The organism is Mycobacterium sp. 4D054, from assembly GCF_052245755.1.
GTDB lineage: Bacteria > Actinomycetota > Actinomycetes > Mycobacteriales > Mycobacteriaceae > Mycobacterium.
Genome location: NZ_JBQQCF010000022.1, coordinates 23,614 through 45,999, shown reverse-complemented (window position 1 = coordinate 45,999; position 22,386 = coordinate 23,614). Strand labels below are relative to the sequence as shown.

Here is a 22,386-nt window from a genome sequence, read left to right as displayed (position 1 = left end):
TTGCTTAGGTAGCGACCCAGGAGTTTGCATGCCGATCACCACAAAGACCGTGGAGCCGGGCATCGTGTCCGTCACGGTCGACTACCCACCCGTCAACGCGATTCCGTCGCGCGGCTGGTTCGAGCTGGCCGACGCCGTCACCGCCGCCGGGCGCGACCAGAGCACCCATGTGGTGATCCTGCGGGCCGAAGGACGCGGCTTCAACGCCGGCGTCGACATCAAGGAGATGCAGAACACCGAAGGGTTCACCGCGCTGATCGATGCCAATCGCGGTTGCTACGAAGCGTTTCGGTCGGTCTACGAGTGCGCGGTGCCCGTCGTCGCAGCGGTGAACGGCTTCTGCGTCGGCGGGGGCATCGGCCTGGTCGGCAACTCCGACGTCATCGTCGCCTCCGACGACGCGAAGTTCGGGTTGCCCGAGGTCGAGCGCGGCGCACTCGGCGCGGCCACCCACCTCTCGCGACTGGTGCCCCAGCACCTGATGCGGCGACTGTTCTTCACGGCCGCCACCGTCACCGCTGACACGCTGCACCACTTCGGGTCGGTGCACGAGGTGGTGCCGCGGGCCGAACTCGACGAGGCCGCGCTGCGCGTCGCGCGCGACATCGCATCGAAAGACACCCGGGTGATCCGCGCGGCCAAGGAGGCGCTGAACTTCATCGACGTCCAGCCCGTCAACGCGAGATACCGGATGGAACAGGGCTTCACGTTCGAACTCAACCTCGCCGGCGTGTCCGACGAGCACCGCGACGCCTTCGCGGGCACGGACAAGGGGAAACAGTGACAGACAAGAGAAAAACTCTGGACGAGGCGGTGTCCTCGATCGAGAGCGGGATGACCATCGGCATCGGCGGGTGGGGGTCGCGGCGCAAGCCGATGGCCTTGGTCCGCGCGTTGCTGCGCACCGATGTCACCGACCTGACCGTGGTGACCTACGGCGGCCCGGACCTCGGGCTGCTGTGCTCGGCCGGCAAGGTCAAGCGGGTCTACTACGGCTTCGTGTCGCTGGACTCACCGCCGTTCTACGATCCGTGGTTCGCCAGGGCGCGCACCTCGGGCTCGATCGAGGCCCGCGAGATGGACGAGGGCATGCTGCGCTGCGGCCTGCAGGCAGCCGCACAGCGACTGCCGTTCCTGCCGATCCGGGCCGGTCTCGGCAGCGACGTCCGCGCGTTCTGGGGCGATGAACTCAAGACCGTGCGATCGCCCTACCCGACGGGCTCCGGCCACGAAGAGCTCATCGCGATGCCGGCGCTTAACCTGGACGTGGCGCTGGTGCACCTCAATCTCGGCGACGAGCGGGGCAATGCCGCCTATACCGGCATCGACCCGTACTTCGACGACCTGTTCCTGATGTCGGCACAGCAACGGCTGCTGTCGGTGGACAAGGTGGTATCCACCGAGGAACTGGTGAAATCTGTTCCGCCGCAAGCGCTGCTGGTCAACCGGATGATGGTCGACACGGTGGTGGAGGCGCCCAACGGCGCCCACTTCACCACGGCCGAGCCCGACTACCGGCGCGACGAGAAGTTCCAGCGCCACTACGCCGAGGCGGCCGGCTCCGACGAGGCATGGGCCGAGTTCGTCAAGACCTACCTGTCGGGCAGCGAGGCCGACTACCAGGCCGCGGTGCGCAGGTTCAAAGAAGCATTGGAGGCGTCGAAGTGATGTCCACCACCCGCGCCGAGATCTGTGCCGTCGCGTGCGCCGAATTGTTCCGCGACGCAGGCGAGATCATGGTCAGCCCGATGACCACCATCGTGTCGATCGGCGCCCGGCTGGCCCGGTTGACGTTCTCCCCCGACATCGTGCTGACCGACGGGGAGGCCCGCCTGATCGCCGACACCCCGGCCATCGGCGCCGCCGCGGCGATCGAGGGCTGGATGCCGTTCGGCCGCGTCTTCGAGACGCTGGCGTGGGGCCGCCGGCATGTCGTGATGGGCGCCAACCAGATCGACCGCTACGGCAATCAGAACCTGTCCGCGTTCGGTCCGCTGCAGCATCCGACCCGCCAGATGTTCGGCGTGCGGGGCGCACCCGGGAACACGATCAACCACGCCACAAGCTACTGGGTGGGCAACCATTCCAAGCGCGTGTTCGGCACTGAAGTCGACATCGTGTCCGGCATCGGTTGGGACAAAGTCGATCCCGACAATCCGGCCTACCGGTTCGTCAACGTCTACCGGGTGGTCACCAACCTCGGCGTGTTCGACTTCAACGGCCCGGACCACCAGATGCGCGCCGTGTCGCTGCACCCCGGTGTCGAACCGGACCAGGTCGCGGAGAACACCTCATTCGAGGTGCACGGCCTCGGCGAGGCCGAGAGCACCCGGCTTCCGTCAGCCGAGGAGCAGAAGCTGCTGCGTGAGGTGATCGACCCGAAATCGCTGCGGGACAGGGAAGTCAAGGTATGAGTCGGCTCAGCACGCCGCTGACCGAACTGGTCGGCATCGAGCATCCGGTGGTGCAGACCGGGATGGGATGGGTGGCCGGCGCGCGGCTGGTCTCGGCGACCTCGAATGCCGGCGGTCTGGGAATTCTGGCCTCGGCGACCATGACGCTCGAGGAGCTCACCACCGCGGTGGCCAAGGTCAAGGCTGCCACCGACAAGCCGTTCGGGATCAACATCCGCGCCGACGCCGGTGATGCGAACCAGCGCGTCGACCTGCTGATCCGCGAAGGCGTCAAGGTCGCGTCATTCGCTCTCGCGCCGAAGCCGGAACTGATCGCGAAACTGAAAGACGCTCAAGTGGTGGTCATTCCGTCGGTCGGCCTGGCCAAACACGCCAAGAAGGTCGCCGGCTGGGGCGCCGACGCGGTGATCGTGCAGGGCGGCGAGGGCGGTGGGCACACCGGCCCGATCGCGACCACGCTGCTGCTGCCGTCCGTGCTCGACGCCGTCGCCGGCACCGGGATGCCGGTGATCGCCGCGGGCGGCTTCTTCGACGGAAGGGGTCTTGCCGCCGCGCTGTCCTACGGCGCCGCGGGGGTCGCGATGGGCACCCGGTTCCTGCTGACGTCGGACTCGACGGTGCCCGATGCGGTCAAACAGCGCTATCTGAACGCCGCGCTGGACGGCACCGTGGTGTCGACCAAGGTCGACGGTATGCCGCACCGCGTGCTGCGCACCGGGCTGGTCGAGAAGCTGGAAAGCGGTTCGCCGGTCCGGGGCCTCTCGGCGGCGGTGCTCAACGCTCAGAAGTTCAAGAAGATGTCCGGCATGACCTGGAAGTCGATGATCACCGACGGGCTGGCCATGCGGCACGGTAAGGACCTGACCTGGTCGCAGGTGGTGATGGCCGCCAATACCCCGATGCTGCTCAAGGCGGGTCTGGTCGAGGGCAACACCGAGGCCGGTGTGCTGGCCTCGGGTCAGGTGGCCGGGATCATCGAGGATCTGCCGTCGTGCGCGGAGCTGGTGCCCGCGATCGTCGCCGATGCCATCGAGCATCTTCGCTCTGCCACGGGCATGATCACCGGGTAGGTCTTCACCGGGCATGCTTCGGGTATTGAGAACGCATGTCGGATCTCGCGGAGTGGTTCCTCACCGAAGAGGAGCGCGGCAACCCTCACTCCCGGCTGCCCGCCTGGTGTGCGGGCAGCCGCGCGGAGCCGCTGATCCACGGCGCGACCTACTTCGACCAGCTGGTCACCGAAGTGGAGGCGTTACGCGCCGGTGACCACCTGTTCTTCACCGACTGGCGCGGTGACCCCGGCCAGAAGATGCGTGACGACGGACCGACAGTCGCCCAGCTCTTCTGCCACGCCGCCGAGCGCGGCGTCGTGGTCAAAGGTCTCGTGTGGCGTTCGCATCTCGACAGATTCGCCTACAGCGAGGAAGAGAACCAGCACCTGGGCGAGGCGATCGAGAAGGCCGGCGGAGAGGTGCTGCTCGACCAGCGGGTCCGCTTCGGCGGTTCCCACCACCAGAAGCTCGTCGTGCTGCGCCATCCGGACGCCCCCGACCGTGACGTCGCCTTCGCCGGAGGAATCGACCTGTGCCATTCCCGGCGCGACGACGCATCTCATCGCGGGGACCCTCAAGCGGTCCGGATGGCGAAAAGCTACGGTGACCACCCGCCGTGGCATGACGTGCAGCTGCGGCTGCAGGGCCCGGTGGTCGGCGCGCTGGATACCGCGTTCCGAGAGCGCTGGACCGACCCCGCCCAGCTGGACATGCTGTCGCCGGTCGCCTGGATCCGCGACAAGCTGCGCGGCGCCGACCTCGAACCCGGTGAACTACCCGAACAACCGCCCGACCCACCGCCCTGCGGGCGGCACACGGTACAGGTGCTGCGCACCTATCCCGACGCGCATTTCGAGTACGATTTCGCCCCTGACGGCGAGCGGAGCATCGCCAGGGGATATAGCAAGGCGGTACGCCGCGCCCGCCGGCTGATCTATCTGGAGGACCAGTATCTGTGGTCGAAGCGGGTGGCTCAGTTGTTCGCCGGTGCCCTCGCCGACAATCCTGACCTGCATCTGGTGGCCGTGGTCCCGCGTCATCCCGATGTCGACGGCAGGCTGGCGCTGCCGCCCAACCTGATCGGCCGTCGCGAGGCGATCGAGGCCTGCAGCCGGGTCAGCCCTGAGCGTGTGCATGTGTTCGACCTCGAAAACCATTGGAGTACACCTGTCTACGTACATGCGAAGGTATGCGTGGTGGACGACGTGTGGGCCAGCGTCGGCAGCGACAACTTCAACCGACGGTCCTGGACCCATGACAGCGAGCTGTCGTGCGCGGTGCTGGACGACGACGGCGTGTTCGCGCGGGATCTGCGGCTGCGGTTGCTGCGTGAGCACCTCGACCGTGCCGAGGACGGTAGCCAGGACGGCGGGCTGGCCGAACCACACACCGCTGTCGCGGAGATCATCGCCTCGGCTGAGGCACTCGAAGACTGGCACAGGGCCGGGCGGCAGGGTCCGCGCCCGGCGGGCCGACTGCGTCCGCACCGGCCCGAGCGGCTGAGCCGGTTGACCCGGCTGTGGGCGGGACCGGCCTACCGGATGTTCTACGACCCGGGCGGGCGGAACTACCGCGACCGCGTCCGGGGCCGGTGGTGATCACACATTTGACACGCGTCCAGCGATTCCGCCGTGCGCTCGATGCGAGCTTCCTAGACTCGGCCGCATGAAGACCAACGCGGCGATTCTGTGGGAGTACGGCGGAGACTGGACGGTGGAGGAAATCGACCTCGATCCGCCGGGTGACGGTGAGGTGCTGGTGTCCTGGGAGGCCACCGGTCTGTGCCATTCCGACGAACACATCCGCACCGGCGATCTGCCCGCCCCGCTGCCCCTGATCGGCGGCCACGAGGGTGCGGGTATCGTCCGCGAGGTCGGTCCGGGCGTCGTCGGTCTCGCGCCGGGCGACCACGTCGTGGCGTCGTTCCTGCCCGCCTGTGGGCGGTGCCGGTTCTGCTCGACCGGCCATCAGAACCTATGCGACCTCGGCGCGATGATCATGGCCGGCACTCAGCTCGACGGCACCTACCGCCGCCACATCCGCGGACAGGACGTCGGCGTGATGGCGCTCGTCGGCACGTTCTCCCAGTACGGGACCGTGCCGGAGGCGTCCATCGTCAAGATCGACGACGACCTGCCGCTGTCGCGGGCGTGCCTGCTCGGCTGCGGCGTCACCACCGGCTGGGGTTCGGCGGTCAACACCGCCGACGTCTCCCCCGGCGACACCGTCGTCGTCATCGGGTTGGGCGGCATCGGCAGCGGCGCGATCCAGGGCGCCCGGCTGGCCGGCGCCGAGAAGATCGTCGTCGTCGAACCGGTGGAATCGAAGCGGGACTTGGCATTCCGGTTCGGTGCCACACACTTCGTGACCTCGATGGAAGAGGCGACCGCGTTGGTCGCCGAGCTCACCCGCGGGGTGATGGCCGACTCGGCGATCCTGACCGTCGGTCTGCTGGAGGGCTCGATGCTCGAGGAGGCTGCCAACATCATCCGCAAGGGCGGGGCCGTGGTGATGACGGCGCTGTCGACGATGGCCGATAATCAGCCGACGCTGGGCATGATGATGTTCACGCTGTTCCAGAAGCGGCTGCTCGGCAGCCTCTACGGCGAGGCCAACCCGCGCGCCGACATCCCGCGGCTGCTGTCGCTGTACCGCGAGGGCAAGTTGCTGCTGGACGAGACCGTCACCCACGAGTACAAGCTGGCCGAGGTCAACGAGGGCTACGAGGACATGCGCTCCGGACGCAACATCCGCGGCGTGATCCTGCACGACCACTGAGCCCGCCGAAATCGCATTCCACGTGCGGATTTCGCGAAAAACGGCGCGTGGAATGCGATTTCGGCGTCAGCCGGCGAGGGCAGGGGTGCTGAATGGGTGGCTCGTGCGAGCCGCCAGATACTCCGGACGCGGGGTTTCGGCCCGGTACGGCGCCACCAGCCGGTTCTGCACAGAGTTGAACACCAGAAAGATGTTCGACCTTGGGTACGGCGTGATGTTCGAACCCGATCCGTGCATGATGTTGCAGTCGAACCACAGCGCGGTTCCCGCGGGCCCGGTGACCTGCTCGATGCCGTGCCGATCGGCGGCTGCGGTCAAGGTGGCGCGGCTCGGTACGCCGATCTCCTGCTTGACCAATGACGACGCGTGATTGTCGCGGGGTGTGGCACCGACGCAGGGGTAGAACACCCGGTGCGACCCGGGCATCACCATCAACGAGCCGTTGTATGGAAAGTTCTGCGTCAGCGCGATCGAGCATGAGACCGCACGCATCTCGGGCATGCCGTCCTCGGCGTGCCAGGTCTCGAAATCGGAGTGCCAGTAGAAGCCGGTGCCGGTGAAGCCGGGCATCATGTTGATGCGCGCCTGATGCAGATAAACGTCGCTACCCAGAAGCTGACGGGCGACGGGAAGCACGGTGTCGAGGGTGACGACCTCGCCGATCAGATCGCTGAACAGGTGCGGCTGGAACACCGACCGGACGCTGCCACCGGGCTCGCGGATGATCCGTGGGTCCTGCCCGTCCGATGTCGCCGCAACGCGGTCGAGTTCTGCGGTCAACGCCGGCAGCCAGGCCGCCTCCACGGTGTCGGACCGCACCAGATAGCCGTTGCGCGCCATGGACTGCAGATCAGATTCGGCGAGCGGGCCGTGGGCCGATGTACCCCAGACCGTCGGCTCCGCGCGCGTGATCGGGTCGATCTGCTCATCGAGCCGGGTGGGGTACCGGTCTGCGCTCTGCGAGGGATGCTCGGAACTCAACTCGCCCGCACCGCCGGGGGGTAGGCGCCGTTCTCGTCGTGGACCTCCTGGCCGGTGACGGGCGGGTTGAACACACATAGCATGCGCATCGTGGTCTCACAGGTGACCCGGTGCCGCTCATGACCGTTGAGCAGATACATGGTGCCGGGCCGCAAGGGATACACCTCGCCGGTCTCATGATCGGTGAGCGTGCCTGTGCCCTCCACGACCCAGACGGCCTCCACATGGTGCTGATAGTGGAACTCGCTCACCGAGTTCGCGTCGATGGTGGTCTCGTGAAAAGAGAACCCGACGCCGTCGTCGGCCAGGATGATCCGCTTGGACCGCCAATGCTTGGCTGCCACATCGCGATTCGTCCCGGTAATCTCGTCAGTGGTGCGGACGATCAACGGTCTGCACGCTCCTTTCTGTAGATGGTTCGGCGGTCGTTCAGGCGACGGTCACCGCGATCGACTCGGCGAGGATGTCGATGCCTGTGTCCAGCTCCTCTTCGGATGTCGTCAGCGGGGGTAGTAGCTTGATCACCTCGTCGGACGGACCGCTGGTCTCCATCAGCAGGCCCCGCTCGAACGCGGCGGCGCACGCCGCACCCGCCAGCGCCGCATCCTCGAACTTCAGCCCCTGGGCCAACCCGCGCCCACGGGCACTGATGCCCGGGTGGCTCGCGGCGATACCGTCGAGCCGCTCTCGAACCCGCTGACCTTTGGCCAGTGTGTCCTCGACGAATGTTTCGGTCTCCCAATAGGTTTCGAGCGCTTTGGCGGCGGTGACGAAAGCCGGGTTGTGGCCCCGGAAGGTCCCGTTGTGCTCACCGGGAGCCCATACGTCGAGTTCGCGGCGGAACAGGGTCAGCGCCATCGGCAGTCCATAACCGCTGATCGACTTCGACAGCGTGACGATATCGGGGACGATACCGGCCTCTTCGAAGCTGAAGAACGGACCTGTCCGCCCGCACCCCATCTGGACATCGTCGACGATGAGCAGGATCTCACGACGCTGACACAACTCGGCCAGCCCGCGCAGCCACTCCACCCGCGCCACGTTGAGACCGCCTTCGCCCTGTACGGTTTCGACGATGACGGCAGCCGGTCGATTCAGGCCGCTGCCGGAGTCGTCGAGCACACGCTCGAACCAATGGAAATCCTCCGTGACCCCGCCGAAGTAGTTGTCGTACGGCATCGGCGTCGCATGGACCAGTGGGATTCCGGCACCGGCGCGCTTCATCGAGTTGCCGGTGACCGACAAAGCCCCGAGCGTCATTCCGTGAAATGCGTTGGTGAAACTGATGATCGACTCGCGGCCGGTCACCTTGCGGGCGAGTTTGAGCGCTGCCTCGACCGTGTTCGCCCCGGTCGGTCCCGGGAACTGCACTTTGTAGTCGAGTCCGCGCGGCCGCAGGATCAGCCGCTCGAACGTCTCGAGGAAGCGGGTCTTGGCTTCGGTCGCCATGTCCAGCGAGTGCACGATCATGTCGCTGGACAGGTAATCGAGCAGCGGCTCCTTGAGGATCGGATTGTTGTGTCCGTAGTTCAAAGCCCCTGCGCCGGCGAAGAAATCAAGATAGCGGCAACCAGAGGTGTCGGTCACCCACGATCCCTGGGCGGTAGCCATGGTGGCCGGCCAGCCGCGGCAGTAGCTGCGAACCTCCGATTCGACGGAGCTGTACACCGCTGGGAGATCGGGTTCTTCGGGACGGACGATGGTGGCTGGAGTTGACATGTGTCCTTTCGGTGGTGGTCAGTCGACCAGGGGTGTCGCGAGCGGACCGATTCGCAGAAGTGGCTCGTCCTCGTGGTTTCCGCCGGAATCGAGTTGAGCAGAGGTGAAGTGGGGTTGTTCGACGATACGGACGCCGTGCCGCCTGGCGAATGCGCCGAAGAAGGCCCGCGAGGCCGCGTTGTCCGGTGACACGGTGGCCTCGACGGTGACCGGATGACCGTGGCGGTCACGCCGCACCCTGTCGACCAAGGTGTCCAGCATGACGCCGGCCAGTCCGGTACCGCGCGCGGAAGCGGCGACGGCGACCTGCCAGACGAATAGGACGTCGGGCCGGGCTGGGGGGAAGTAGGCGGTGATCAAACCGCAGAGATCGCCGTCCCGGTCCGCCACTATCGTGGTGTCGGCAAAGTCCGTGGCCATCAGCAGATAGGTGTACGTCGAGTTCACATCGAGCACGCCGGTGTCGGCAACAAGACCGTGCATCGCGATCGCGTCCCGATCAGACGGTCGCCGAAGAAAGCGGGCCCATGAATTGCTGCGTACCACAGCGCTTTTCGCAGCGGTTGTCCACGTGCGCGGCGCAAGGTCTGCGCCAGGCGGCACAGGTATGTTCACTTTTGAGATCACCACCGAACAGAGTTTTCGTGCGTCATCAGTTACGTCATCGGTGCTCCGACCGTATTCCGGCAAAGGTTTGACGCGCAAGCCTCCGATGGCCGCCCAGATACGGAATCCCATTCCCGCTGCGGCGCGCTGACGGCGGCGTTTCCGCCCATCAGCAGCTCACAGCACCTTCTCAGCTGTGATCAAATCGTTACCTTGGCTCCGGCGCGGTGATCCATCTCACAAGACAGCGCGAGACGGGCCACACACGAACGAGCACGCCTTTACCGGCGTGGCGCCACGGTTACCTGATCTTCAGAGTCGTTCGATGATCGTGACGTTCGCGGTGCCGCCGCCCTCACACATCGTCTGCAGGCCGTAGCGCCCGCCGGTGCGCTCCAGCGTGTTCAGCATCGTGGCGAAAAGCTTTGCGCCCGTGGCGCCGAGCGGATGGCCGAGAGCGATCGCGCCACCGTTCGGGTTGACCTTATCCGGGTCGGCCTTGGTCTCCTTGAGCCAGGCCTGTACGACCGGCGCGAACGCCTCGTTGATCTCGACGGTGTCGATGTCGTCGATCGACAGCCCGGTCTTGTCGAGCGCGTAGCGGGTGGCCGGGATAGGGCCGGTGAGCATGAACACGGGATCGGCGCCGCGGGCGCTGATGTGGTGGATGCGCGCGCGGGGTTTGAGGCCGTGCTCCTTGACCGCCTTCTCAGAGGCGAGCAGCACGGCGCTGGCGCCGTCGGAGATCTGGCTCGCCATCGCCGCGGTCAGCCGTCCCCCGTCGACGAGGGTCTTCAGGCCCGCCATCTTCTCCAGCGAGGTGTCACGCGGGCCCTCGTCGATCGCGAAGCTGCCGCCTTCCACGTCGACCGGGATGATCTCGTTCTCGAAGTGGCCCGCCCGGATCGCGGCCTGCGCGCGCTGGTGGCTGGTCAGTGCGAACTGCTCCATGTCCTCACGGGAGATGTCCCACTTCTCGGCGATCATCTCGGCGCCGCGGAACTGCGAGATCTCCTGGTCCCCGTAACGGTGCAGCCAGCTCTTGGATTCGTTTGTCGGAGAAGTGAATCCGAACTGCTCGCCGACGATCATCGCGGAGCTGATCGGGATCTGGCTCATGTTCTGCATTCCGCCGGCGACGATCAGATCAGCGGTGCCCGACAGGATCGCCTGTGCACCGAACGAGATCGCCTGCTGGCTGGAACCACATTGGCGGTCGACGGTCACACCGGGCACTTCTTCCGGGTAGCCGGCGGCGAGCCAGGACAGCCGCGCGATGTTGCCGGCCTGCGGGCCGATTGCGTCGACGCAGCCGGCGACGACGTCGTCAACGGCGGCCGGGTCGACGTCGTTGCGCGCGAACAGGCCGCGCCATCCCGCCGCACCGAGATCGACCGGATGCATGCCGGCCAGCGACCCGTTGCGCTTGCCGATCGCGGTGCGTACAGCGTCGATGACATACGCCTCAGCCATTGCTGCTCTCCTTGCTTGTTGGCCCGGCGGTTATCCCGCCGAGAACGATCGAAAGGTACTGCTGGCCCACCTCTTGCGCGGTCAACGGTCCACCGGGCTGGTACCAGCGGACCGACACCCAGGTGGTGTCGCGGATGAACCGATACACCAGGTCGACGTCGACATCGGGGCGGAAATAGCCTTCCGCGATGCCCTGGGTGAGCACGTCCACCCACATTTTGCGCTGCTCTTTGTTGCGTTCCTCGACATAGCTGAACCGCTCGTGGGAGGACAACCGTTTCGCCTCGTCTTGATAGATCACCACCTCGGCATGCCGGGTCGCGATGGCCTCGAATGACGCCATGAACAGACCTTTGAGGCGCTCCAACGGGTTGGACTCGGTTTCGATGATCTGCTGGTAGCGCGCGAACAGCCAGTCCAGGAAGCCGCGCAGCACCTCGTCGACCATCTCCTCCTTGGACGAGAAGTGGTGGTAGAGGCTGCCCGACAGGATCCCGGCCGAGTCGGCAATGTCACGCACGGTGGTGGCACGCAGGCCGCGCTCGGCGAACATCGTCGCGGCGAGCGCGAGCAGCTCGTCGCGCCGGGTATTGGCCTGCGGGGCCTGTTCACCGCTCATGCGCGCTGGCTCGACACCGAGATCACCTCGCCGGTCAGGTAACTCGAGTAGTCGCTGGCCAGGAACGCGATGGTGGCCGCGACCTCCCACGGCTCGGCGGCGCGGCCGAACGCCTCACCCTCGGCGAGCCGGTCCAGCAGCTCGGAACTGCTGGTCTTCTCCAGGAACCTGTGCCGGGCGATGCTGGGCGACACCGCGTTGATGCGCACCCCGTACTCGACTGCCTCGATTGCACTGCAACGAGTCAGGGCCATCACACCGGCCTTTGCCGCGGCGTAGTGGGACTGGGAATGCTGTGCGCGCCAACCCAGCACGCTGGCATTGTTGACGATCACGCCGCCGTGCGGTGCGTCGCGGAAGTAGCGCAACGCGGCGCGCGTCGCACGCATCACCGACGTCAGCGTCACGTTGAGCACACGGTCCCATTCATCGTCGGTCATGTCGATGACCGGGGTCTGGCCACCCAGACCGGCGTTGTTGACCAGAACGTCGAGCCGGCCGGCCTTTTCCACCGTGGAGCTGATCAGCGCGTCGACGGCTTCGGTGGAGGTGACGTCGCAGACCACCGAGTCGACCTTGCCCAGCCCGAGCGCGGCGAGTTCGTCACGCGTCTGCCCCAGCCGGCGTTCGTGATAGTCGGACACGACGACGTCGGCGCCTTCGAGCAGTGCGCGCCGCGCCGTCGTCGACCCGATGCCGGTGCCCGCCGCGGCGGTCACCAACACGACCTTGCCCTTGAGCAGGCCGTGGCCCTCGATCTCGGGGGGCGCGACAGAAAGATCGGTCATGAACCTTTGGCCTCCCTGGGCAGTCCGAGCACCCGCTCGGCGATGATGTTGCGCTGAATCTCGTTGGATCCGCCGTAGATGGTGTCCGAGCGGGAGAACAGGTACAGCCGCTGCCATTCGCTGAACTCGCCGTCGGGCAGGGTCAGCCCGGCCATCCCCTGGACGTCCATCGCGATCTCGCCGAGCTCGCGATGCCAGTTCGCCCACAACAGTTTCGACACTGAGTCTTTTCCGGCGGCCGATGCCGCCCCTTCGACATCCATGGTCGCCAGCGCGTACGAGCGCATCGCCTTCAGACCCGCCCACGACCGGGTCAGCCGCTCCCGGATCAGTGGGTCGTCAGCCGCGCCGGTGCGCTTGGCCAACTCGACGAGGTTGGAATGCTCACGCGCATAACGGATCTGCTGACCGAGTGTGGACACACCGCGCTCGAACGTCAGTGTCCCCATGGCCACCCTCCACCCGTCGCCGGGCTCGCCCACCACGAGGTCGGCGTCGGTGCGGGCGTCGTCGAAGAACACCTCGTTGAACTCGGAGTCGCCGGTGAGCTGGATGATCGGGCGGATCTCAACCCCGGGCTGGTCCAGCGGAACCAGCAGATAGGACAGGCCGGCGTGCCGCTTGGAGCCCTTCTCGGTGCGGGCCACCACGAAGCACCACTGAGCCCAGTGCGCGAGCGACGTCCAGACCTTCTGTCCATTGATGACCCACTGATCGCCGTCGAGTGCCGCGGTGGTGGACACGTTGGCCAGGTCGCTGCCGGCGCCCGGCTCGGAGTAACCCTGCGACCACAGTTCGGTGACGTCGAGAATGTTCGGCAGGAATCGCTTCTGTTGTTCGGGGGTGCCGTACGCGATCAGTGTCGGGCCGAGCAACTCCTCGCCGAGGTGGTTGACCTTGTCGGGGGCGTTGGCCTTGGCGTACTCCTCGTAGAACGCGACGCGGTGCGCCACCGACAGACCACGGCCGCCGTGCTCTTCAGGCCACCCCAGACAGGTCAGCCCCGCGGCGGCCAGATGACGGTTCCACGCCAGCCGCTCCTCGAAGGCCTCATGCTCGCGGCCGGGGCCTCCCAGACCCTTCAGCGCGGCGTAGTCACCGACCAGATTCTCGGCGAGCCAGTCGCGGACCTCAGCCCTGAACTCCTGGACCTCTATCACCCCTGTAGGGTAGCCTACCAAGCACTTGCTTGGGTAGCCGATCCCTAGAGGAGCATCGATGACGACCGCCGGTGGGCAGGAGCGCAGCGACCGGGAAAGGGACCGGCGGCGGACCACTCCCGCGGCTCTCGATCGGATCGCGCGCGAGCTTCCCGACCACGACGCGGTGGTGGCGGGCGGCCCTCAGGCCAGGACGCTCACATTCTCCGAACTGCGCGCCGAGGTCCGCCGGGCCGCCGCGGCGATGATCGATCTGGGCATCAAACCGGGCGACCGGGTGGCGATCTGGTCGCCGAACACCTGGCACTGGGTGGTCGCGTGCCTGGCCATTCACCACGCCGGCGGCGTCCTGGTCCCGCTCAACACCCGCTACACCGCCACAGAGGCCGAAGACATCCTGTCGCGCACCGGTGCGCCGTTGCTGTTCGCCTCCGGGGAGTTCCTCGGCGCGGACAAGGCCGGTTCGGTAGACCGTGACGCGGTGCCCGCGCTGCGCCACGTGGTGCGGATCCCGATCGAGAAGGACGACGGGTCCTGGCACGAGTTCATGGGTCGGGGGACCGACATGGATGCGGTCGACGAGCGCGTCGCGGCGGTCGCCGACGACGACGTCTCCGACATCCTGTTCACGTCGGGCACCACCGGCCGCAGCAAGGGTGTGCGCTGCGCACACCGGCAGTCGCTCGACGCGTCGGCGGCGTGGGCGGCGTGCGGTGAGGTGTCCAGCTCCGACCGCTACCTGTGCATCAACCCGTTCTTCCACAACTTCGGTTACAAGGCCGGCATCCTGGCCTGCCTCCAGACCGGCGCCACCCTGTTCCCGGAGCTGACATTCGACCCCGAGAACACGATGCGTGCCGTGGGGCAGCACGGCATCACCGTGCTGCCCGGTCCGCCGACGATCTACCAGACGCTGCTCGACCACCCCAAGCGTGCCGAATACGACCTCAGCTCACTGAGATTCGCGGTGACGGGGGCCGCGACCATCCCCGTCGTGTTGATCGAGCGGATGCAGAACGAACTCGACATCGACATTGTGCTCACCGCGTACGGGCTGACCGAGGCGGCGGGTTTCGGGACGATGTGCCGCGCCGACGACGACGCGGTGACCGTCGCGACGACCTCGGGGCGCCCGATCGCGGATTTCGAACTGCGCATCGGGGATCAGGGCGAGGTCTTGCTGCGCGGACCCAACGTGATGCTGGGTTACCTCGACGACCCGGAAGCGACCGCGGCGGCGATCGACGCCGAGGGGTGGCTGCACACCGGCGACGTCGGAGAGCTCGACGACGCAGGCAACCTGAAGATCACCGACCGGCTCAAGGACATGTACATCTGCGGCGGCTTCAACGTCTACCCCGCCGAGATCGAGCAGGTGCTCGCGCGCCTGGACGGGGTCGCCGAGGCTGCGGTGATCGGGGTACCCGACGAGCGCCTCGGCGAGGTCGGAAAGGCGTTCGTGGTCCTCAGGCCCGGCGTCACCCTGGATGAGAAGACCGTCATCGCCTACACGCGGGAGCATCTCGCGAACTTCAAGACCCCGCGAAGCGTCGAATTCCTCGACGCGCTTCCACGCAACCCGGGCGGCAAGGTGGTCAAGCCACTGCTGCGCGAACACAGTGAGAGGGCCTGAGTTGGACCTGACCTTCGACGACGCCACGCTGGAATTCCAGGCCGAGGTGCGCGAGTTCCTGGCCGCGAACCGGGATGCGTTCCCCACCAAGTCGTACGACACCGCCCAGGGGTTCGAGCAGCACCGCCGCTGGGACAAGGCGCTTTTCGACGCCGGCCTGTCGGTGATCACCTGGCCGGCCAAGTACGGCGGACGGGATGCATCGCTGCTGCAGTGGATCGTGTACGAGGAGGAGTACTTCCGCGCCGGTGCGCCGGGCCGGGCCAGCGCCAACGGCACCTCGATGTTGGCGCCCACGTTGTTCGCACACGGCACCGAGGAACAGCTGGACCGCATCCTGCCGAAAATGGCCAGCGGCGAGGAGATCTGGGCGCAGGCGTGGTCGGAGCCTGAATCCGGCAGCGACCTGGCCTCGCTGCGTTCGACGGCGACCAGGACCGACGGCGGCTGGCTGCTCAACGGGCAGAAGATCTGGAGTTCACGCGCAGTGTTCGGTGAGCGGGCCTTCGGCCTGTTCCGTTCCGACCCGCAGGCCCAGCGTCACAAGGGTTTGACCTATTTCATGTTCGACCTGAAGGCCGACGGGGTCACGGTCCGCCCGATCGCACAGCTGGGCGGCGACACCGGGTTCGGAGAGATTTTCCTCGACGAGGTCTTCGTTCCCGACCGGGATGTGATCGGCGGGGTGCACGACGGCTGGCGTGCCGCGATGAGCACGTCGAGCAACGAGCGCGGCATGTCGCTGCGCAGTCCGGCCCGCTTCCTGGCCCCTGCGGAACGCCTTGTCGCACAGTGGAAAGACAACCCCGACCCGGCGTTCACCGATCGGGTGGCCGATGCGTGGATCAAGGCGCAGGCCTACCGCCTGCACACGTTCGGCACCGTCACCCGGGTCAGCAACGGCGGTGAGCTGGGCGCAGAGTCGTCGATCACCAAGGTGTTCTGGTCCGAGCTCGACGTCGCGCTGCACCAGACCGCGCTGGACCTGCGCGGGGCGGACGGTGAGCTCGTGGATCCGGTGACCGAGGGTCTGCTCTTCGCACTCGGCGGACCGATCTACGCCGGCACCAACGAGATCCAGCGCAACATCATCGCCGAGCGGCTCCTAGGCCTGCCCCGAAAGTAGACGAACGTGAATTTTGAGATCGACGAACAGCAGCGCGATTTCGCCGCGAGCATCGACGCCGCGCTGGGCGCTGCCGATGTGCCCGCCGCGGCGCGGGCCTGGGGTGACGGCGATACCACACCCGGTCGCAAGGTATGGACCCAACTCGGCGAGCTGGGTGTGACCGCGCTGATGGTGCCCGAGAGATTCGACGGCATCGATGCCCATCCGGTGGACCTCGTGGTGGCACTGGAGCGTCTCGGCCGGTGGAACGTGCCGGGGCCAGTCGCCGAGTCGATCGCGGTGGCTCCGGCGCTCCTCGCCGGCCATGAGGACTGGGCCGAGCGCAGCTCCGCGTTGGCCGCCGGCGAGCTGATCGCCACCGTCGCCGCGCCGCCTCTGGTCCCCCGGGCCGTGAACGCCGACAGCGCGGGGCTCGTTCTGCTGGCCGAGGACGGCTCGGTCAGCGACGCGTCGGTGGGCGCCGAACACGCGTCGGTGGACCCGAGCCGGAAGCTGTTCGATGTCAGCGCGTCCGGTGATGCGAAAGCCGCCGACGTGTCCCGCGCATTCGAGCTCGGCGCGCTCGCGACCTCGGCTCTGTTGGTGGGGGCGGCACAGGCGATGCTGGACGCGTCGGTGGCGTACGCCAAGCAACGCAGCCAGTTCGGCACGGTGATCGGCACCTATCAGGCCATCAAGCACAAGCTGGCCGACGTACTGATCGCCGTCGAGCTGGCCCGGCCGCTGGTGTACGGCGCGGCACTGTCACTCGCCGACGGATCGGCAGACACCGCGCGCGACGTCAGCGCTGCCAAGGTGGCGGCCGCGGACGCCGCCCTGCTGTCGGCGCGGTCGTCGTTGCAGACCCACGGGGCAATCGGTTTCACCCAGGAGCACGATCTGTCGCTGCTGCTGCTGCGGGTTCAGGCACTGCGTCCGGCGTGGGGCGACCCGACATGGCACCGGCAGCGAGTCTTGGAGGCACTGACCAAATGAGCGAAGAACGTGACCTGCTGCGCGACACCGTCGCCGCGCTCGTCGGCAAGCATGCCTCGCCGGAGGCGGTCCGCAACGCCGCCGCGTCCGAGCGAGGCTACGACGAGTCGCTGTGGAGGATGCTCTGCGAACAAGTCGGAGCCGCCGCGCTGGTGGTTCCCGAGGAGCTCGGCGGCGCCGGAGGCGAATTGGGCGATGCCGCAGCAGTTCTCGAAGAGCTGGGGAAGGGTCTGGTGCCGACGCCGCTGCTCGGCACCACGCTCGCGGAACTGGCGCTGCTCTCGGTCGACGAGCCGGACGCCGATCTCCTGGAGGGGCTTGCCGAGGGGTCGGCGATCGGGACGGTCGTCTTCGACCCCGGGTATGTGGTCAACGGTAACGTCGCCGATGTCGTGATCGCAGCCGACGGCCAGACGCTGACCCGTTGGACGTCGTTCACCGCCACGCCCGCGGTGGCCATGGACATCACGCGGCCGCTGGCCTCCGTCGAGGCCGGCGACACGGCACCGCTGGGTGCCGATCCCGGGCTGGCCGACACGGCGGCGATCCTGTTGGCCGCCGAACAGGTCGGCGCCGCGACCCGCTGTCTTGAGCTCACCGTGCAGTACACCAAGGACCGCGTGCAGTTCGGCAGGCCGATCGGCAGTTTTCAGGCGCTCAAGCATCGGATGGCCGACCTCTTCGTGGCCGTGCAGTCGGCCAAGGCCGTGGTCGACGAAGCGGTGTCCGAGCCGACCCCGGCCGCGGCGACGTTGGCGCGGCTGGCGGCGAGCGAGGCGTTCTGCAAGGTCGCGGCCGAGGCCGTCCAGATGCACGGCGGCATCGCGATCACCTGGGAGAGCGACATCCAGCTGTATTTCAAACGGGCGCACGGCAGTGCCGCGCTGCTGGGACCGCCGAGGGAGCAGCTCCACCGGCTCGAAGCCGAGGTGTTCTAGCCTGGCGAGGTGACTCCTTCGCTGCGATCGGGTATCCCGCCGTTCTATGTGATGGACGTGTGGCTGGCCGCAGCCGAACGCCAGCGCACCCATGGTGACCTGGTGAATCTGTCGGCCGGCCAGCCCAGCGCCGGGGCTCCGTCGGCGGTCCGCGACGCGGCCGTCGCGGCGTTGCACCGCAACGATCTCGGCTACACCGTCGCGCTGGGCATTCCTGAGCTGCGCGCCGCCATCGCCGATTCGTACTCGACGCGGCACGGACTCGCGGTCGATCCCGGCGACGTCGTGGTGACGACCGGGTCGTCGGGCGGGTTCCTGCTGGCGTTTCTGGCCTGCTTCGACGCAGGGGACCGGGTTGCCATCGCCAGCCCCGGCTACCCGTGTTACCGCAACATCCTGTCGGCGCTGGGCTGCGAGGTCGTCGAGCTGCCCTGTGGGCCAGAGACGCGGTTCCAGCCGACGCTGCAGATGCTGCAGGACCTCGCTCCTCCGGTGGCCGGCGTCATCGTGGCCAGCCCGGCCAACCCGACCGGCACGGTGATCGCGCCCGAGGAACTCGCGGCGATCGCGTCGTGGTGCGAGTCTTCGGGGGTGCGCCTGATCAGCGATGAGGTGTACCACGGGCTGGTCTATCCGGGTGCGGCGCAGACCAGCTGCGCATGGCAGACCTCCCGGGAATCCGTTGTGGTGAACAGTTTCTCGAAGTACTTCGCGATGACGGGGTGGCGCCTCGGTTGGCTGCTCGTACCGGACGAGCTCAAACGTGCGGTGGACCGCCTGACCGGCAACTTCACCATCTGCCCACCCGCACTGCCGCAGATCGCCGCCGTGTCGGCGTTCACTCCCGAAGCCGTCGTCGAAGCCGAATCGCTGCTGCACGGCTACGCCGCCAACCGCGCGCTGTTGCTGGACGGTCTACCCAAGATCGGCATCGACCGGCTGGCCCCTGCCGACGGCGCTTTCTACGTGTACGCCGACGTGTCTGATCTGACCACCGACTCGTTGTCGTTCTGTTCGAAGTTGTTGGACGACACCGGGGTTGCGATCGCGCCGGGAGTCGACTTCGACACCGTGCGCGGCGGAGCCTTCGTGCGACTGTCGTTCGCCGGTCCGTCCTCGGACCTCGACGAGGCGCTGCGCCGCATCGGGGCATGGCTGGCCTGAGGCCCGCAACTGCGCGGGCGCCGCTGCTGGCCGCCGGTTTCACGACCGCGTTCGGCGCGCACGCCGTCGCGGGCACCCTCGGCACCACCACGACGGGTACAGCGGCTTCGCTGCTGACGCTCGGTGCGCTCCTGGCGATCTACGACGGTGCCGAAGTGGTGCTCAAACCGGTGTTCGGCTCGCTGGCCGATCGGATCGGGGCGCGCAAGGTGCTGATCGCCGGTCTGGTGATGTTCGCGACGGCCTCGGCGGCCTACGCGGTGGCCGACGACACCGCATGGCTGTGGGCGGGACGGTTCGGCCAGGGTATCGGCGCGGCGGCGTTCTCCCCCGCCGCGTCGGCGCTCGTGGCGATGCTCGCCCCGCCCGGCGGACACGGCGGCGCGTTCGGCACCTACGGCTCGTACAAATCCGTCGGCTACACCCTGGGGCCGCTGCTCGGCGGTGTCATCGTCGCGCTGGGCGGTATGCGCTCGTTGTTCGCCGTGATGGCCGTATTGGCGGCTGGCGTCGCGGTGTGGGCCGCCGTCGCGGTGCCGGTGGTGACGCCGCTGCCGCGGCCCCGGCAGACCCTACTCGACACGGTGCGCCGCTTCTCCGAATCATCGTTCGTGACACCGACACTCGCGCTGGCAGCCGCCACTGCGGCGTTATCGGTCGGGGTCGGGTTCCTGCCGGTGTTGGGCACTGCGGCCGGGCTGTCACCGGTCGTCACCGGGGCTGTCGTCTCGGTGCTGGCCCTTACCACCGCGATGGTGCAGCCCGCCGCCGGACGGGCTCTGGACGCCGGGCGCATCACCGTCACCGGGGGCATCACCACCGGGATTGCGGTCACCGCGGTGGGTTTGGCGACCGCATTGATCCCCGGTATGGCGGGCCTTCTGTGCGCCGCGGTGGTCATCGGCGCCGGGTGCGGGCTGATCACTCCGCTGGCGTTCACCATGCTGGCGCGGTCGACACCGCAGGAGCGGCTGGGCCAGACCATGGGGGCCGCCGAGGTCGGCCGTGAATGCGGCGACGCGGCGGGCCCTCTCATGGTGGCGGCCATCGCCGCGGCGGCCGGGGTGCCGTGGGGCTTCATCGGGCTGGCGGCGGTCGTGGCGGTATCGGGGGTGGCGACCCGCGGAGTCAGTCGAGCTCGCGGCCGTACCGAACCTCTCTGACGGATGTATCGCCGATGACCTCGACGCGTGCCGCGCCGTCGAGTGCCGCCCGTCGGATTCATAGAACCTGGCACCTTCGATGCGTTCCATGCCCAACAGCGTCGCTACATAGAAATCGCTGTCCATCAGGTGTTTCCGCGCTGCCACGACCAGCGCGCCGCCCAGACCCGACCGCGAGGATCGCACGGGGGCGGTCCGGCAGCATCCGGTCGAAGGTGTACCGGCCCGCCCGCTGATGATGATGGCGGCGACCCGGCCCGGTCTACACCGAGGAGTACATCTGGCCCGGCGGCTTAAGCGCGAGCAGTTCACTGACGGTGATAAATCGGTAGCCGTCGGACTGCAACCGGTCAATGATGTCCGGCACGGCAGCGCGTGACGCAGCGCGGCCTTCAGCCATAACATGCAGCAAGATGATCGAGCCTGGGCGGACACTCTCTGCGGTGTCCTGCACGATGTGGTCGGCGCTACGAGCACCGACGGAATCTGATTCCACATCCCAGGTGTCCGCATGGCGTCCGTGTCTACCAGAGCGCTACACGCTTGGCACGAATCAAGATCGAGGCGCCCGGCCGAAGGCTCACACAGACCCTGACACAGCAAGCCTGACGTCATTCAAGGTGGCGGCGCAGCTGGGGGATCTCCTCGTCGACGCGGGATCGAGCAGCGTCGGCATCGACACAGCGGGCGGGGCCCTAGATGAGGGTGTCGTCGTCGTCGCACTGGACGGGCGTCAGTGGCCACCAGTCGTTGGAACCGTCGATCGCCGATTACCCTTCGAGGACCCCACAGGCGGCGGCCGAGGCGAGGACGGCGACGACGCCGGTTTCGACAGCACCGGTCGTGGTAGAGGACGTGCGGAAGATAAGCGGTGGGGGGTCACCTGATCGTCGTGCGGGTCGGGTCGGGCACCCACTTCGGCGCGGCTGCGGGCGCCGATGCGCTTGCCAAGTCCCGAAGGAGATCTTTTCCGCACGCTGGGGGCGGCGCTTCGAACGCGGGACGCTGGACTGCAATACAGTCATCGGGAGGCTCCCAACAACAGGAGCTGGTTTTTGTTTCCCGTGCGAACATAAGAGGTGGTCTGCGCCAGTGCCAAGGCTTGATACGAAGGGGTATCGCGGGGTCAGAGACGAGCGAAGCCCGCGGACCGCGACGGCGGGCACCAACACCGACGACGTCCGCCGCCGCAACCTGTCCAGGGTGCTCACGCTGGTGGATCGTCGGCGCTGCGTCAGCCGAGCCGAATTGACCCGTCACACCCGACTGTCGCGCTCCATCACCAAGGACCTCGTCGAAGAGCTGATCGCTCGCGATCTGGTCGAAGAGTCGCCGGCACCGCCGCCGTCTCAGGTCGGTCGCCCCAGTCCTGTTGTGCGGCCGACTGATTCACTACTTGCGCTGTCAGTGGCCCGCGAAGTGGACGCCATCACGATGGGTGTGGTGTCCATGGGCGGCGTCGTCCGTGAGGCGGTGCGGATACCGAACGCCCAGGTGCCGAGCCCTTCGGAAACCGTGCGAACCGCCGACCAGGCGATCGGCCGCATCCGTGACGGCTTGGAGTCGACGGCAGCAGGCAATGTCACTGCGGCAGCGTGGGATGCCTGGAGACCTAGGTGGTCCAGAGGCGGCTGGCAGGACTGTTCGCCGATCTCGACGGACCCGCGCCGTTCCATGGCGGCGCCGCGGGATCTGGTGCGCGTCGTCCCCGCCACGCTGGGTGCGGACACCTTGGTCATCAGGGTGGCCGGGCTGGCTTTCGCCCCTGCACTCGCCGACCCGGGACGGTGCTGA

22 protein-coding genes are annotated in these 22,386 nt (G+C 67.4%); 13 read left to right on the top strand and 9 right to left on the bottom strand.

Features of this window, described 5'->3' with window-relative positions:
- The first annotated feature begins 28 nt into the window (after positions 1–28).
- The 6 genes from echA20 to ACTWP6_RS17000 all read left to right on the top strand — a co-directional run bounded on the left by echA20 (position 29) and on the right by ACTWP6_RS17000 (position 6,244).
- Entirely contained in the window at positions 29–784 is a 756-nt protein-coding gene (gene echA20 / locus ACTWP6_RS17025) for a (7aS)-7a-methyl-1,5-dioxo-2,3,5,6,7,7a-hexahydro-1H-indene-carboxyl-CoA hydrolase (RefSeq protein WP_260755529.1), read from the top strand.
- A complete protein-coding gene (gene ipdA / locus ACTWP6_RS17020; RefSeq protein WP_260755530.1) occupies positions 781–1,668 on the top strand; it encodes a cholesterol ring-cleaving hydrolase subunit IpdA in 888 nt (295 codons plus the stop codon). The genes echA20 and ipdA overlap by 4 nt, the downstream gene beginning before the upstream one ends.
- Positions 1,668–2,414: a cholesterol ring-cleaving hydrolase subunit IpdB gene (ipdB, locus tag ACTWP6_RS17015; protein WP_260755531.1), complete on the top strand. Its 747-nt coding sequence runs from the start codon at positions 1,668–1,670 to the stop codon at positions 2,412–2,414. The genes ipdA and ipdB overlap by 1 nt, the downstream gene beginning before the upstream one ends.
- Positions 2,411–3,484 carry a (3aS,4S,5R,7aS)-5-hydroxy-7a-methyl-1-oxo-octahydro-1H-indene-4-carboxyl-CoA dehydrogenase gene (gene ipdC / locus ACTWP6_RS17010; RefSeq protein WP_260755532.1) on the top strand — a complete coding sequence of 358 codons (1,074 nt, stop codon included), beginning with the start codon at positions 2,411–2,413 and terminating at the stop codon, positions 3,482–3,484. The genes ipdB and ipdC overlap by 4 nt, the downstream gene beginning before the upstream one ends.
- 35 nt (positions 3,485–3,519) lie before the next feature.
- Positions 3,520–5,064: a phospholipase D family protein gene (locus ACTWP6_RS17005; RefSeq protein ID WP_260755533.1), complete on the top strand. Its 1,545-nt coding sequence runs from the start codon at positions 3,520–3,522 to the stop codon at positions 5,062–5,064.
- 67 nt (positions 5,065–5,131) lie between these two features.
- Positions 5,132–6,244 (top strand): NDMA-dependent alcohol dehydrogenase, encoded by a 1,113-nt coding sequence (locus ACTWP6_RS17000; protein ID WP_260755534.1) that lies wholly within the window; start codon positions 5,132–5,134, stop codon positions 6,242–6,244.
- A gap of 66 nt (positions 6,245–6,310) precedes the next feature.
- On the opposite strand, the gene thpD is transcribed toward ACTWP6_RS17000, so the two are convergent.
- The 8 genes from thpD to ipdE1 all read right to left on the bottom strand — a co-directional run bounded on the left by thpD (position 6,311) and on the right by ipdE1 (position 13,590).
- Positions 6,311–7,225 (bottom strand): ectoine hydroxylase, encoded by a 915-nt coding sequence (thpD, locus tag ACTWP6_RS16995; protein ID WP_260755535.1) that lies wholly within the window; start codon positions 7,223–7,225, stop codon positions 6,311–6,313.
- The gene (locus ACTWP6_RS16990; RefSeq protein WP_260755536.1) at positions 7,222–7,614 is read right to left on the bottom strand and encodes an ectoine synthase; all 393 of its coding nucleotides are present in this window, start codon (positions 7,612–7,614) and stop codon (positions 7,222–7,224) included. The genes thpD and ACTWP6_RS16990 overlap by 4 nt, the downstream gene beginning before the upstream one ends.
- 40 nt (positions 7,615–7,654) lie before the next feature.
- Positions 7,655–8,944 carry a diaminobutyrate--2-oxoglutarate transaminase gene (gene ectB, locus ACTWP6_RS16985; RefSeq protein WP_260755537.1) on the bottom strand — a complete coding sequence of 430 codons (1,290 nt, stop codon included), beginning with the start codon at positions 8,942–8,944 and terminating at the stop codon, positions 7,655–7,657.
- Between the two features lie 18 nt (positions 8,945–8,962).
- Positions 8,963–9,427 carry a diaminobutyrate acetyltransferase gene (gene ectA, locus ACTWP6_RS16980; RefSeq protein ID WP_260755538.1) on the bottom strand — a complete coding sequence of 155 codons (465 nt, stop codon included), beginning with the start codon at positions 9,425–9,427 and terminating at the stop codon, positions 8,963–8,965.
- 435 nt (positions 9,428–9,862) lie between these two features.
- A complete protein-coding gene (fadA6, locus tag ACTWP6_RS16975; RefSeq protein ID WP_443188313.1) occupies positions 9,863–11,023 on the bottom strand; it encodes a steroid 3-ketoacyl-CoA thiolase FadA6 in 1,161 nt (386 codons plus the stop codon).
- The gene (kstR2, locus tag ACTWP6_RS16970; RefSeq protein ID WP_260755540.1) at positions 11,016–11,642 is read right to left on the bottom strand and encodes a TetR family transcriptional regulator KstR2; all 627 of its coding nucleotides are present in this window, start codon (positions 11,640–11,642) and stop codon (positions 11,016–11,018) included. The genes fadA6 and kstR2 overlap by 8 nt, the downstream gene beginning before the upstream one ends.
- The gene (ipdF, locus tag ACTWP6_RS16965) at positions 11,639–12,430 is read right to left on the bottom strand and encodes a (5R,7aS)-5-hydroxy-7a-methyl-1-oxo-2,3,5,6,7,7a-hexahydro-1H-indene-carboxyl-CoA reductase (protein WP_443188312.1); all 792 of its coding nucleotides are present in this window, start codon (positions 12,428–12,430) and stop codon (positions 11,639–11,641) included. Before ipdF ends, kstR2 begins: the two co-directional genes overlap by 4 nt.
- Entirely contained in the window at positions 12,427–13,590 is a 1,164-nt protein-coding gene (ipdE1, locus tag ACTWP6_RS16960; RefSeq protein WP_443188311.1) for an acyl-CoA dehydrogenase IpdE1, read from the bottom strand. The genes ipdF and ipdE1 overlap by 4 nt, the downstream gene beginning before the upstream one ends.
- Before the next feature lie 58 nt (positions 13,591–13,648).
- Here ipdE1 and fadD3 point away from each other — a divergent pair, with 58 nt between their 5' ends.
- From fadD3 to ACTWP6_RS16930, 6 genes are read left to right on the top strand one after another with little or no spacing between them, the layout of a single operon-like run.
- Positions 13,649–15,223, top strand: a complete 1,575-nt coding sequence (gene fadD3 / locus ACTWP6_RS16955) for a 3-((3aS,4S,7aS)-7a-methyl-1,5-dioxo-octahydro-1H-inden-4-yl)propanoate--CoA ligase FadD3 (RefSeq protein WP_443188310.1) — start codon at positions 13,649–13,651, stop codon at positions 15,221–15,223.
- Between the two features lies 1 nt (position 15,224).
- Entirely contained in the window at positions 15,225–16,349 is a 1,125-nt protein-coding gene (locus ACTWP6_RS16950) for an acyl-CoA dehydrogenase family protein (protein WP_443188309.1), read from the top strand.
- 6 nt (positions 16,350–16,355) lie between these two features.
- On the top strand, positions 16,356–17,327 hold the full coding sequence (locus ACTWP6_RS16945; RefSeq protein ID WP_443188308.1) for an acyl-CoA dehydrogenase family protein: 972 nt from the start codon (positions 16,356–16,358) through the stop codon (positions 17,325–17,327).
- On the top strand, positions 17,324–18,265 hold the full coding sequence (ipdE2, locus tag ACTWP6_RS16940) for an acyl-CoA dehydrogenase IpdE2 (protein ID WP_443188307.1): 942 nt from the start codon (positions 17,324–17,326) through the stop codon (positions 18,263–18,265). Before ACTWP6_RS16945 ends, ipdE2 begins: the two co-directional genes overlap by 4 nt.
- A 51-nt stretch (positions 18,266–18,316) precedes the next feature.
- Positions 18,317–19,429: a pyridoxal phosphate-dependent aminotransferase gene (locus tag ACTWP6_RS16935; protein ID WP_260757826.1), complete on the top strand. Its 1,113-nt coding sequence runs from the start codon at positions 18,317–18,319 to the stop codon at positions 19,427–19,429.
- A complete protein-coding gene (locus ACTWP6_RS16930) occupies positions 19,417–20,592 on the top strand; it encodes an MFS transporter (RefSeq protein ID WP_260755547.1) in 1,176 nt (391 codons plus the stop codon). The genes ACTWP6_RS16935 and ACTWP6_RS16930 overlap by 13 nt, the downstream gene beginning before the upstream one ends.
- Before the next feature lie 262 nt (positions 20,593–20,854).
- On the opposite strand, the gene ACTWP6_RS16925 is transcribed toward ACTWP6_RS16930, so the two are convergent.
- Positions 20,855–21,088 carry a hypothetical protein gene (locus ACTWP6_RS16925; RefSeq protein WP_260755548.1) on the bottom strand — a complete coding sequence of 78 codons (234 nt, stop codon included), beginning with the start codon at positions 21,086–21,088 and terminating at the stop codon, positions 20,855–20,857.
- A 596-nt stretch (positions 21,089–21,684) separates the two neighbouring features.
- Between ACTWP6_RS16925 and ACTWP6_RS16920 the strand changes: the two genes are divergently transcribed.
- The gene (locus ACTWP6_RS16920; protein WP_260755549.1) at positions 21,685–22,386 is read left to right on the top strand and encodes a hypothetical protein; all 702 of its coding nucleotides are present in this window, start codon (positions 21,685–21,687) and stop codon (positions 22,384–22,386) included.

Coding starts and splice junctions, on each gene's coding strand:
- echA20 (WP_260755529.1), top strand. CDS start 29: ATGCCGATCACCACAAAGACCGTGGAGCCGGGCATCGTGTCCGTCACG.
- ipdB (WP_260755531.1), top strand. CDS start 1,668: ATGTCCACCACCCGCGCCGAGATCTGTGCCGTCGCGTGCGCCGAATTG.
- ipdC (WP_260755532.1), top strand. CDS start 2,411: ATGAGTCGGCTCAGCACGCCGCTGACCGAACTGGTCGGCATCGAGCAT.
- ACTWP6_RS17005 (WP_260755533.1), top strand. CDS start 3,520: ATGTCGGATCTCGCGGAGTGGTTCCTCACCGAAGAGGAGCGCGGCAAC.
- ACTWP6_RS17000 (WP_260755534.1), top strand. CDS start 5,132: ATGAAGACCAACGCGGCGATTCTGTGGGAGTACGGCGGAGACTGGACG.
- ectB (WP_260755537.1), bottom strand. CDS start 8,944: ATGTCAACTCCAGCCACCATCGTCCGTCCCGAAGAACCCGATCTCCCA.
- ectA (WP_260755538.1), bottom strand. CDS start 9,427: ATGCACGGTCTTGTTGCCGACACCGGCGTGCTCGATGTGAACTCGACG.
- fadA6 (WP_443188313.1), bottom strand. CDS start 11,023: ATGGCTGAGGCGTATGTCATCGACGCTGTACGCACCGCGATCGGCAAG.
- kstR2 (WP_260755540.1), bottom strand. CDS start 11,642: ATGAGCGGTGAACAGGCCCCGCAGGCCAATACCCGGCGCGACGAGCTG.
- ipdF (WP_443188312.1), bottom strand. CDS start 12,430: ATGACCGATCTTTCTGTCGCGCCCCCCGAGATCGAGGGCCACGGCCTG.
- fadD3 (WP_443188310.1), top strand. CDS start 13,649: ATGACGACCGCCGGTGGGCAGGAGCGCAGCGACCGGGAAAGGGACCGG.
- ipdE2 (WP_443188307.1), top strand. CDS start 17,324: ATGAGCGAAGAACGTGACCTGCTGCGCGACACCGTCGCCGCGCTCGTC.
- ACTWP6_RS16935 (WP_260757826.1), top strand. CDS start 18,317: ATGGACGTGTGGCTGGCCGCAGCCGAACGCCAGCGCACCCATGGTGAC.
- ACTWP6_RS16930 (WP_260755547.1), top strand. CDS start 19,417: ATGGCTGGCCTGAGGCCCGCAACTGCGCGGGCGCCGCTGCTGGCCGCC.